The organism is Carnobacterium divergens (genome assembly GCF_900258435.1).
In the GTDB taxonomy this organism is placed as follows: domain Bacteria; phylum Bacillota; class Bacilli; order Lactobacillales; family Carnobacteriaceae; genus Carnobacterium; species Carnobacterium divergens_A.
In genome coordinates this window covers 1,130,981-1,141,645 of record NZ_LT992558.1, presented here as the reverse complement: position 1 = coordinate 1,141,645, position 10,665 = coordinate 1,130,981, and the positions used below count along the sequence as shown (strand labels likewise).

Here is a 10,665-nt window from a genome sequence, read left to right as displayed (position 1 = left end):
TTTTGCTGTGTTTTCACTCATTTTTAATTTGCTCCTTTTCGTGGTATAATTTCGATATAATATTTTTTCTAAGTTGACTAACTAGGAGTGCAATCCTTGTTGGTCTTTTTTTCTTTTTCGGAATAAAACTCAACTAAATCTTGAATTGCTTTAAGATATGATGATTTATGAACCTCATTTTTATTCATTATTCCGCTAGTTCTGAAATTCGCAGGACTGTATGAATCTAACTTTTTAAATAAATGTTCAATAACTGTCGCTTTCATCTAATAATCATCCTCCCAATCTGGTTCGTTCCATGATTCTTTAATTGCTTTAACACCTACATAACAAGCTGATGCTGTAAACACTGTTAAAAATAAAATAATCGCTAAAATTTCTACAACAATTTCAAATGTCATTTATGAATCATCCTTTCGCTAATTATTTTCTTACTGTCTTTACCAGGTTCTTCTTTATTGCTTAAATGCAATGATATTAATAAACTTGATCCAATTAACAAACCGATTAAAATTCCGATACCGTCTTCCATTACCTTTCCACCTCACATTTCATTAATAGCTTTCCACTCGTCTAATTCCGAAGCTTTATCAATTTGTTCTTGTTCTGAATTATCCTGGTCAATCCATTCATCAATCTTATCTAAATCAAAATAAATGGCGCCTTTACGTCTTCCACTGAACCGACGATATGGAATATTGCCTTGCTGAACATAGTTATAAATGGTCTGTTTACTCAAAGAAATTCCACATTCTGCTAAATAAAGAATAAGTTTATCTACGTTAGCTCCACGCCGTGCACCAGTTGTTGGCTGTGCAAAACTCATTTAGCTCACCTCTTTTCTAAGTAGCCTATTTGCTTCCAATAAGCTTTTCTTTTTGCAATCAATTCCATCAAAGACTTATCTGCCCTTTCAGCAATTGAAGAAATTAACTTAATTTCAATTAATATTTCATCTAAAAATTCATTTACATACTTTTCTAAAAACAATTTGTCGGTATCAGTTAACCAGTTGTCTTGTTTAGCAAGGATTAGCTCAACTTCGTTTTTTAAAAACTTTCTTTCGTCTGATTCTTTCTTTTGTAAGATATCTAATGAGAAAGTATTTTCTTGATAAAAACATGATTGCATCATTGGAATAGTTCCAAATGTTTCGTGTGCTAATTCGTGACTTAGTTCTGAATCGTTTAGAATTTTGGCAATATCAACCATTGCATCAACTGGTGTCGGTACATCGTTAAAATATCCGTTAATAGTTGATTTAGCTCTGTGGGTTTCCCTTGCGATAAAATTTTGCTGAATATTTTGTCTTTCGGCTGCTGCTTTAAATGGCAAGCTCACTACTTTTGATGTCATCCAATCGTTCCCCAATCAATTTTTATTTTTTCTGTTTCTGGATCAATAAATATGAGAATGTGTTGCTCTTCTAAATCCTCAATAAATTCTTCTAAGTCTTCCTTTTTATAAGGGATTTCTGACTGTGATTTTCCGTTTTCGATTCCAACGAAAATAGTTTCAACAATCTTTTCAAACATTTTTTTAACTTTGTACTCTTTTTGTTTTTCTTTAATCATTTGCGGTAGTTCTTCAAATGTCATGTGTGTATCGCTCCTTTTCCGTACTCAACTATCTTTTAGTTCGAGTTAGTTTGGGTTATGATGATTTTAATTAAAGCTAATCGAAAAATTTCTATTTTAGCAACTTTTTACCGAAAAAAATTCTCGATTTCACAACCTAACAATTTTGATAGCGCTGGTAGCGCATCTGCTTTAAAAAAATATTCCCCATTTTCATACTTCATATATGTTGATGCGTTTTTAAAACCAAGAGACTCCGCAGCATTTTGCATTGAAATATTCTGTTTATTTCTTAATAACTTGATTTTTTTTAAATCTAATTGCTTTTTCATAACTACACCTCATTTCTATTTCAGCAACCCTACATCTATATAATACGTTGCTGAAATAGAAATGTCAATGTTTTTATTTCTGATTCAGAAATTATTTTATTTCTATAATGGAAACATGTTAAACTAATATTGCTAATATAGAAAGGAAGGTGATATTTTTGAACATAGGGGTAAGAATCACCGAGCTTAGAGAAAGTAAAAATATGACTCAAAAAGAGCTAGCAGATAAAATCAGGATAAATAAAAGCGTCATGAACAGAATTGAATCTGGCGAAAGACCGATTAGAGAAACCGAGTTATCTTTAATTGCTGATGCACTTGAAGTAAGTACAGACTACCTATTAGGTAGAGTAGAACCTCAAAGAAAGTACTATGATCTAACAGATAAAGACGAAAAAGATATTTCAGAACGTTTACAAACTATGATAAAAGATTTAGAGAATAAGGCTTTATTTTCTAAAGAAGATGGCGAAATGGATGACAATACTAGAGAATTGTTAATAATGTCTCTTGAAAATTCGTTAAGAATTGCTAAACAAGAAGCTAAAAAGAAATTCACCCCAAAAAAATATCGTGACTAAGGAGATGACAAAATGGTTTTAAATAATATTGATAGTAAAATTGATGTATTAGTTAATAAATATAAAACAAGAGACCCTTTTGTTATTGCTCGTCACTTAGGGGTTAAAATCTTATTTGAAGAGCTGGGTTCAATTTACGGATATTATAATCAAGATTCTAGAATCAAGATAATTCATTTAAATTCTAAATTAAATAGTAGTGAACTGGACTTCACTTGTGCCCATGAATTGGGGCATTCAATTTTTCACCCAGATTCAAATACTCCATTTTTATCATCGGCATCTTTAACTTCTGAACTAAAAATAGAAAAAGAAGCAAATTATTTTGCTTCTAAATTGAGAATTGACAATTCCCATAAAGATTTTGAATTGAATGGTAAATATCAAATTTTGGATTATTATGGTCTTCCCTATGAAATGGAACTCTTCATATAAACAAAAAAACTCAAAACAGTTGGCCGACTGCTTCGAGTTCTAAACTATATTTTCTTACTAAAATATATTATATCATAAAAGGGGTTAAAAAAATGGGATTTATTAGTAATGTGTTTGTTTTAATATTTTTGATTTCTGCATTCGGAATCTATTATTTTATTAAGAAAAAGCCAAACAAGAAATACAGAAACTATTCAGCTATTGCCTTGATAGTATGTTTAGTTTTGGTCGGCATAACAGCGCCAAAATCAAATACATCAAGTATTAAAAACGCGGATAAGGAAACTGCGGATTCGAGTAAAAAAGATATTACTTTGAAATTAAATAAAGAGACAGTTGAAACTGATCAAGATGGAAAAGCGATAATCGAAGGAAAAACAACTCCCAGTGCAACAATACAAATAGGGTTTGGTATCGAAAACAAATCAGCAGAAGCTGATGAAAAGGGTAACTTTTCAATATCTTATAAATTTAAAGATAAAGAAGAGCAAACTATTGAAATTATATCTTCACTAGATGGAAATTCTAAAACAAAAAAAATTAAAGTAACCCCTTCAACTGAATATATGAAAAAGGTTGAAAGACAAGAGCAAGAAAAAGAGGCAGAAAAATTATCAAAAGAGCAAGAAAAAGAAAATAAAAAAAATGAAAAAGCGTTAAAAGAAAAGGCAGACAAAGATATAACAATACTTTCAGAAACGCCTACTTCTCAACAATCAGCGAGGTTGACTACTTTAGCAACACAAGTATTTGAAAAAAAATTCCCTTACAAAGGCAGTAAAATAAATGCGACTGGTGTAACACAAGATTGGATGTTAAATGACGGAAAATGGTTTTATAAAGGTGAAGCTACTATTAATAACGCATACGGTTCTAAAAGAATAGCAACAATAGAAATAACCGTTACACCTACTTCGGAAGATACCGGAATAGTAGATATAACTGATTATTAAATAGACTAGCCTTCGGGCTTTTCTTTTAAATAAAAAAAGAACGTATATTCTAGGAGGAGTAACATGTCTAGTATTTCAATGATTGAAAGTAAAATTAGAAGATTGCAGTCTGATATTAACTCTAATGAAAAAAAAAGAATGAATGCTGCTAAAGATGAGGCAAACTCTTTCAAAAAAATAAACACTGCAAACTCTGCCATTTCTCGATCTAAAAACTCAACAACAATAAATTCAAAACTAAAAGAAATTGAAAGAGAAAATAATAAAATTCAAAAAGCTAAACAAACTCAAGCAACTTGTTTAGAAAAAATTTTAAAAGTACAAGCACAACTAAATAAAGCAAATTCAGATTTGATAAAAGAACAACAAAAAGTACAATCAAAAGTACTCCAAGAACATCAGAATAAAATTGAAGCATTTAAAACAAGCCAAAATATAATTGCTGAATCCATCAATAGTGAGCCAGCTGAAAACAAAGAATATGATGTTTTTATCTCCCACTCTGCAAATGATAAAGACTACGTTAATAAACTTGCAGAAAAATTGAAAAAATCAGGTGTAAAGATTTGGTATGACTCTGAAAGTATTGGTTGGGGAGCCAGCATAAGAACATCTATTGATAAAGGATTAAAAAATTCGAAATTTGGAATAGTCATAATCTCAACTTCTTTTATCGAAAAATATTGGACACAATATGAAGTAGATGGACTTCTAAACAAAGAACAGTCTAGTGGCGGAAGGATAGTATTTTTACCAATATGGCATAATATAACTGCAGACGAAGTAGCAAATTATAGCCCGTCTATTTCAGGAAAGTTAGCCTTAAATACATCCTATGACACAATTGATTATATTGTTGAAAAAATTCTAGAACTTCTTAAATAATTTCTTTTTTCGCAAGTAAATCAATAATTCTATAAAAATCCAGACTTCCTTGTGCGTTGATACCTACAAATGGATAAGGTATTAAATTACTATTACGGGCCCTATCAAGTGAATCTATTACCCACTCAGGTGGGGCTTTTGCTATTAAGTTAGTTAATAACATATTATCTAATTCTAATTGTTGTATTTTATTTTCTAAAGTCGTCAATCTTTGATCTATATTCATAAAGCCACCTCATATTATTTGAATTGGTTTTATTATAACACGAAAAGAACGTACATTCGATTCGTAGATATAAAAATACGGATTACCCAAATAAATTAAGATAAATTAATAACGGAATTTTAAATTTTCGTACTTCAAAGGATGTGATACTAATGGGGTCTATTGAAAAAAGAGGAAAAAATAGTTATAGACTAATTGCTTATGTTGGCAGAGATAATAACGGAGTCCCTCAATATGAAAAGAAAACGGTTAAAGCTCCAAGTAAAAAAATAGCGAAAGAATTATGTAATGAATTTGAGAGGGAGTTAAAAAATGGTGATTACGTTAAACCTAGTGATCTAAAGCTTGTGGATTTTATTAATAATGAATGGTTACCCAAATATGCCTTAAATACAGATAACCTTTCCCCTACTACTCGGCAAGGTTATTTACAAGACATTAATAAAAGGTTGGTTCCAAAAATTGGTAATAAAAAATTAGGTTCAGTAAAAACAATAGACTTACTCAATATATTAGATGATATGAGAGACGAAATTAGTATTACAACTGGTAAAAATTTAAGTCAATCAACAATTAGGAATCATTATAATGCATTTGTTAATTTATTTGATCGAGCAGTAGAATGGAAATTTATTAAAGAAAACCCTTTGACCACAATACGGCGCCCTAAGGTAAAATTAAAACAAGCGCAGGCATACACACCACAAGAAATGGAACGCATTTTAATATTGATTAATAGATTAGAATTGAGATGGGTTGTACTTTACAACCTAGCATTTGTTACAGCTTCGCGTGCTGGAGAACTGGCTGCCTTTGAATTTAAGCATGTTGATTTTGAAAAAAATGGTATATGGAGGGTTCAGGGAAGTATAGACGTTAAAGGGCAAGGTACAATTATTAAAGACTCTACAAAAAATGGGCAAGATAGTTTTATCAAACTTCCCAAATACGTTATGAATTTAATTAAAGAATTAAAAAAAGAACTTGACGATGAAAAAAACAATGTTGGGGATATGTGGATTGGTGGGAATTCGGATTTTTTATTCAGAGATCCAATTGGAAAAGGCATCAGTCCTCATTCAATCGGGCAACATTGGCGACGATTTTGCGAACGAAATAAAGACGAAATTAAATATTTAAGCTTTCATAAGTTAAGGCACAGTTCAGCTTCTTATCTAATTAGTGTAGGAAAACATGCTAAGGTCGTTCAACAAGTTCTCGGTCATAAAGACATAAGAACAACAATGAACATCTATGCCCATGTTTTTGACGAACAAAAAGAAGACGTTGCAAGTTCATTTGAAAGTTTTAATAGCAAATAAAAAACTAACTGACGCATTTTTTTATTGGGAATATGATTTTAAATAAAATGGGAATATATTGGGAATGTAAAAAATAGTAATTGAAATTTTTAATTAGTTTCAATTACTATTTTTTTGATTAAAAGCCTTAGTAACAAGGAACATATGATAGTTCTTAATTATGTATATGAATGAATAATACTAAAGCTATGGGTTTCCTAAACGATGTGTCGCAGGTTCAAATCCTGTTAGGAACGTCAGATTAACACTGGTGTATTAACCTTCTCGGTTTGTATATCAGCTTATTTTTTATGCAGTATTTTAAATTTTTGAATATTTTTTTAATTTTCAAAATATTTTTGCGACTTTATTACTTTCCTTCATAATTCCTTTGTAAAATGAAACAAATTGTTTTTTTAACAAACCTCTCTTTTAAGAAAGATAAAACGATTGTATCTATACTTAAAATTCAAATAATTTGAAAATTCTCCCTCCTCCTTGATGATTATATCATCCTACTAAGATAAAGGAGGCATTTTCGATGGGAATTTATCAACACATCAAACGAGCAAGTGGTTCAAGCATTAAATTGATTGTTATTGGGGCACTGACAGATTTAGCGATCTCTGCTACAAAATCAACAGTGAAATACTTAGAAGCCAACGGCCCTGAGTTAGCAGAGAAAACAATCATTGTTGTAAAAAATACAAGCAGCACACTTTCTAAATCCACAAAATATAAATTGACTAAAACTTCTGAAAATAGAAAATTAAAAAAGATTACAAAACAGGCTGCTAAGGAATCTAAACAACAAGAAAAACAAACTATCACTAAATTAAAATCAGAAATTCGTGAGTTAAAAAAACAATTAAAAAACTCAAACTAAAAAGCAACCATTCTTTATTACAGAGAATGGTTGCTTTTAATCTAGTTAGACGACGTCTGGGGTTTTATTTTTTCCCACACGACTGTCATCTCATTTTTTTCATTGACTTCAATAATTGGTTGCTTTTGATAATAAATAAGAAAAAATAATAAATGAATCATCCAATCATTCCTCTCACTTTTTAAAACATCCTTAGCTTTCTTTCACTATCTTATCGAATAGCTATGAATATTCTGTTAACAAAAGCTAAAGGAAAAGTTAAATCCCACCTTATTTATTTTATAGCGTCTTCTTCGACAATTAACGTGTCATTATTTAACCCTTTCACAATAAAAATGATCTGCAAGTTTCATCTTGAAAAATGGCAAAAAGGATTCTTATCGAATTGCTCTTAAAAAAGGAAGATTAGGTACGAATAAAACAAAGAATTAAAAAAACCATCCACAAAGTGAACAGTTTAATTCGCAACTTCAATTGAAGTCAACATTTTCTTCATATTTCGCTTTCTAAAATAGCCTAAAATAATTCCAAGTAATTGATCATTTAAATTTTGAATCGTTCCAAAAGATTCCATTTTTTCTTCATAATGAATACGGCAACGATTAGCATCCAACGCTTCAATTTTGTAGGCTACTTCAAATTTATTTTTCACTGTTTCTGTTGTGAATGCATACGCTTCGTTATCTACCATTTCAGTAATCACAATTTTACCAGTAGATGTTTTATTGAATTGTTTTTTATAAGTAAAACCTGCTAATTGATTTCTTCTTAAGGCTTTCTTTGTGTGTACACGAATATCGTACAACACAGATTCCATCACTCGGTCGTAAAAATATTGAGCGGATACATTTAATTCTTTTGTAATTTTCATTTATTTTCCCCTCCACTTTTTTTAATCCCTTGAGCTTTGCCTTTTTGATAAATAAGATAGCCCACTGCTAAAATGAATCCTCCTGTGATTAACACAGAATAATTGATAATCATTCCATTTCCAACAGCACTCATCATCATAATCAGCAATCCGATACTCATTACAAACAATCCATTCTTAAGCATATGACTCATCCTTTCATTCTGCGGTTACTTGAAAATATAACACTGCACCATAAGGAGTTTCCTTAATAATTTCTTTTACTTTTTTTGCAGTGGCTTCAAGATCAGTTGCATTTGTGTTGAAATACAATTTCATTCCTTTTTTTTCAATAAACTCAAAAGTTAATCCTTCTTCATTATACGTTGTTAACGTTTCAATTATTTTATCTTGTTGAACTGGTGCATTTAATACGATCATCGGGTTCCCTCTTTTCTCTTGATTAGGTTCCTTACTCTACTATAATGCAAGTTTCATGCCAAGTAGTTAGCTCTGAAAACCTTATTTTAAAACGATTTAATTAGTCTAAACAATTACACATACCTTTTAAATTTACACACTAATAATAAAACGGTTTGCTTTGATGACTGAGCCATCGAAGCAAACCGTTTTTTTTATGCGTCTACTTCACCTGCATTTGGATCAATTTTATTTGCTGCTAATACAAATGGTGTCCAGATTGCAAAAGCAACAACTGAATTAATTAAGGTTAAAATTGGTGCACGCCAGTCCCCGCCCGTTGCAAGGAATGAATTTAAGAACGGAGGCATAACCCATAGCACTTGAACTTTGATTGGACTTACTAAACCAAGTGTTGTTGCAAAGTAAGCAATTGTTACCATCACACATGGTGCTAATAAGAATGGAATAAAGTAAATAGCGTTCAATACAATTGGCAAACCAAACATTGCTGGTTCATTGATGTTGAAAATTCCTGGTGCTAATGATAACTTAGCAACAGTTAATTGATCTGCGCGTTTTGAGAATAGTAAGATGGCAATAATCAAGACAATCGTACCACCTGAACCACCCATCCATACATAAGCATCAAATGATCCGCGTACCCACTCATAAGGAAGTGGCAACCCTTTTTGTGCAGCGTTTACATTTTCAAGCCCTGCAGTTCCCCAAATAGATTCTAGAACGGGTGCTAATACGTTTGGTCCATGGATTCCAAAGAACCATAACAATTGAACTAAGAAAGTAATTAGTAGGACAACGCTAAAGCCTTGTGATAGCGCTAATAGTGGCGCTTGGATTTCTGCAGAAATCCAATCAATAATAGCCATTCCTGTTACTTTTGTAAATACGAAATTGATAATACCTGAAACATATAACGCAACTGTTGCTGGAATAATTGCAGCAAAAGCTTTTGATACTGCTGGTGGAACTTGTTCTGGCATTTTGATTGTAATATTTGCTAACATTAATTTAGAGAAAATAATAACTGAAATAAATCCGAATAACATTGCTGTAAATAGTCCAGTACCACCTAAGTGTGCGCCAATATTAAAATAGCTACCACCTGTTGATGAAATAACTGAAACCCCATCTGCTGTTGCTACTTGTCCACCTGCATCTGTAATCATTGTTACAGCGCTTTTTGATAAAATAGCTTTTAATGGAAAATCAACGGTTGCTGCTTGTGCTAATCCCATAACAAAGGCTGCTAATGAAACTACCGCACCGGATAATGCATCTACTTTATAAGCTTTAGCTAAATTGTACCCTAATGTCATTGAAAAAATAACTGCTACAACTGCTAACGTTCCGGTCCACACAAATCCATTAACTCCAATGATTGGATCCATTGCTTTAACAAAACCTGTCCAGCCCCATTCAGTCGGGAAATCACGTAAGAAAGCATTTAACAGTACTGCAATCGATCCTGCCATAGTGGCTGGCATTGTACCAATAAACGCATCACGGAGAGCAACTAAGTGCTTTTGTGAGCCTACTTTTGTTGCAACTGGAACCACATATTTTTCGAGCCAATTCATCAAACCATTCATTTTTATTCCTCCCAAAATTTAATTAATAGTTATAAAATAAATAAAAGCGTTTTCATTTATTTTGATAATATCCAATTTTAAATCATTTTTGCTAATCAATAGATGCTTGAAGCAATTTTTTATATACAACGACCATTTCCACAGCTAAGTCACGAAATAAACTAGCATTCATCAAGTGATCTTGACTGTGTATGGTTAATAAGCTAACCACGAAATGATTTCCATTTCCTTCTTGTGTAAGCATCTCTTTTTGTGAACGATGGGCTTTTAGTAAAGAATCATCTGCCTCTTTTAATTTTTGATTGGCTAACTTAAAATCCCCATTTTTAGCGGCATGAACAGCTTCCATCGCGTCACTTTTAGCATTTCCCCCATTGATAATCAATCCCATAATGAACTGTAAATTTTGTTCATCAGGCATTTCCACTCCACTCCTTTTTGTTAAGGATTTTGCGATTATTTCATTAAGTTTAACGCTTGATCTAACACTTTTTCACCATTCATCATACCGTAATCTTGCATATTAATTACTTCTAGTGGAATTCCTTTTTCTGCTAATTTAGGTTCAAATTGAGCTTTCATGAAGCGTACTTGTGGGCCTAATAG

The 10,665-nt window shown here is 31.6% G+C and carries 19 protein-coding genes and 1 pseudogene; 6 read left to right on the top strand and 14 right to left on the bottom strand.

Annotated features, from left to right (window positions below; genetic code table 11):
• Positions 1-77 precede the first annotated feature (77 nt).
• From CDIMF43_RS05855 to CDIMF43_RS05835, 7 genes are all read right to left on the bottom strand, one after another.
• Complete coding sequence (locus tag CDIMF43_RS05855; protein WP_109841456.1) at positions 78-266, bottom strand: hypothetical protein; 189 nt, start codon at positions 264-266, stop codon at positions 78-80.
• Positions 267-401, bottom strand: coding sequence for a hypothetical protein (locus CDIMF43_RS13885; RefSeq protein ID WP_269845346.1), 135 nt, complete (start codon positions 399-401; stop codon positions 267-269). It abuts the gene before it with no gap.
• Positions 398-532: a hypothetical protein gene (locus CDIMF43_RS13880; RefSeq protein ID WP_269845345.1), complete on the bottom strand. Its 135-nt coding sequence runs from the start codon at positions 530-532 to the stop codon at positions 398-400. The genes CDIMF43_RS13885 and CDIMF43_RS13880 overlap by 4 nt, the downstream gene beginning before the upstream one ends.
• 12 nt (positions 533-544) lie before the next feature.
• Complete coding sequence (locus CDIMF43_RS05850; RefSeq protein ID WP_109841455.1) at positions 545-826, bottom strand: helix-turn-helix transcriptional regulator; 282 nt, start codon at positions 824-826, stop codon at positions 545-547.
• Between the two features lie 5 nt (positions 827-831).
• Positions 832-1,356, bottom strand: coding sequence for a hypothetical protein (locus CDIMF43_RS05845; RefSeq protein WP_109841454.1), 525 nt, complete (start codon positions 1,354-1,356; stop codon positions 832-834).
• The gene (locus CDIMF43_RS05840) at positions 1,353-1,598 is read right to left on the bottom strand and encodes a hypothetical protein (protein ID WP_109841453.1); all 246 of its coding nucleotides are present in this window, start codon (positions 1,596-1,598) and stop codon (positions 1,353-1,355) included. The genes CDIMF43_RS05845 and CDIMF43_RS05840 overlap by 4 nt, the downstream gene beginning before the upstream one ends.
• Before the next feature lie 107 nt (positions 1,599-1,705).
• Positions 1,706-1,909 (bottom strand): helix-turn-helix transcriptional regulator, encoded by a 204-nt coding sequence (locus tag CDIMF43_RS05835; protein ID WP_109841452.1) that lies wholly within the window; start codon positions 1,907-1,909, stop codon positions 1,706-1,708.
• 149 nt (positions 1,910-2,058) lie between these two features.
• On the opposite strand from CDIMF43_RS05835, the gene CDIMF43_RS05830 reads away from it, so the two are divergent.
• From CDIMF43_RS05830 to CDIMF43_RS05815, 4 genes are all read left to right on the top strand, one after another.
• Complete coding sequence (locus CDIMF43_RS05830; RefSeq protein ID WP_414734733.1) at positions 2,059-2,490, top strand: helix-turn-helix domain-containing protein; 432 nt, start codon at positions 2,059-2,061, stop codon at positions 2,488-2,490.
• A gap of 12 nt (positions 2,491-2,502) precedes the next feature.
• The gene (locus CDIMF43_RS05825; RefSeq protein ID WP_109841450.1) at positions 2,503-2,925 is read left to right on the top strand and encodes an ImmA/IrrE family metallo-endopeptidase; all 423 of its coding nucleotides are present in this window, start codon (positions 2,503-2,505) and stop codon (positions 2,923-2,925) included.
• A gap of 92 nt (positions 2,926-3,017) precedes the next feature.
• On the top strand, positions 3,018-3,878 hold the full coding sequence (locus CDIMF43_RS05820; RefSeq protein ID WP_109841449.1) for a YPYG domain-containing protein: 861 nt from the start codon (positions 3,018-3,020) through the stop codon (positions 3,876-3,878).
• 63 nt (positions 3,879-3,941) lie between these two features.
• A complete protein-coding gene (locus CDIMF43_RS05815) occupies positions 3,942-4,763 on the top strand; it encodes a TIR domain-containing protein (RefSeq protein ID WP_109841448.1) in 822 nt (273 codons plus the stop codon).
• Here the strand turns inward: CDIMF43_RS05815 and CDIMF43_RS05810 are convergent.
• Positions 4,756-4,989, bottom strand: a complete 234-nt coding sequence (locus tag CDIMF43_RS05810; protein WP_109841447.1) for a hypothetical protein — start codon at positions 4,987-4,989, stop codon at positions 4,756-4,758. The genes CDIMF43_RS05815 and CDIMF43_RS05810 overlap by 8 nt on opposite strands.
• A 152-nt stretch (positions 4,990-5,141) precedes the next feature.
• On the opposite strand from CDIMF43_RS05810, the gene CDIMF43_RS05805 reads away from it, so the two are divergent.
• Both CDIMF43_RS05805 and CDIMF43_RS05800 read left to right on the top strand, forming a co-directional pair.
• Positions 5,142-6,311 (top strand): tyrosine-type recombinase/integrase, encoded by a 1,170-nt coding sequence (locus CDIMF43_RS05805; protein WP_109841446.1) that lies wholly within the window; start codon positions 5,142-5,144, stop codon positions 6,309-6,311.
• 520 nt (positions 6,312-6,831) lie between these two features.
• Positions 6,832-7,176 carry a hypothetical protein gene (locus CDIMF43_RS05800; RefSeq protein ID WP_109841445.1) on the top strand — a complete coding sequence of 115 codons (345 nt, stop codon included), beginning with the start codon at positions 6,832-6,834 and terminating at the stop codon, positions 7,174-7,176.
• A gap of 457 nt (positions 7,177-7,633) precedes the next feature.
• Here CDIMF43_RS05800 and CDIMF43_RS05795 read toward each other — a convergent pair whose 3' ends face one another.
• The 6 genes and pseudogenes from CDIMF43_RS05795 to CDIMF43_RS13810 form a co-directional block, all read right to left on the bottom strand.
• Positions 7,634-8,047, bottom strand: coding sequence for a DUF3284 domain-containing protein (locus CDIMF43_RS05795; protein WP_074402021.1), 414 nt, complete (start codon positions 8,045-8,047; stop codon positions 7,634-7,636).
• Positions 8,044-8,232, bottom strand: a complete 189-nt coding sequence (locus tag CDIMF43_RS05790) for a DUF3188 domain-containing protein (protein WP_109841444.1) — start codon at positions 8,230-8,232, stop codon at positions 8,044-8,046. The genes CDIMF43_RS05795 and CDIMF43_RS05790 overlap by 4 nt, the downstream gene beginning before the upstream one ends.
• A gap of 13 nt (positions 8,233-8,245) precedes the next feature.
• Positions 8,246-8,467 (bottom strand): hypothetical protein, encoded by a 222-nt coding sequence (locus CDIMF43_RS05785; RefSeq protein WP_034570817.1) that lies wholly within the window; start codon positions 8,465-8,467, stop codon positions 8,246-8,248.
• Between the two features lie 194 nt (positions 8,468-8,661).
• Positions 8,662-10,059, bottom strand: coding sequence for a PTS sugar transporter subunit IIC (locus CDIMF43_RS05780; protein WP_074402019.1), 1,398 nt, complete (start codon positions 10,057-10,059; stop codon positions 8,662-8,664).
• 91 nt (positions 10,060-10,150) lie between these two features.
• The gene (locus CDIMF43_RS05775) at positions 10,151-10,480 is read right to left on the bottom strand and encodes a PTS lactose/cellobiose transporter subunit IIA (protein WP_109841443.1); all 330 of its coding nucleotides are present in this window, start codon (positions 10,478-10,480) and stop codon (positions 10,151-10,153) included.
• A gap of 35 nt (positions 10,481-10,515) precedes the next feature.
• Positions 10,516-10,665, bottom strand: a pseudogene (locus CDIMF43_RS13810) (PTS sugar transporter subunit IIB); the annotation flags it as partial.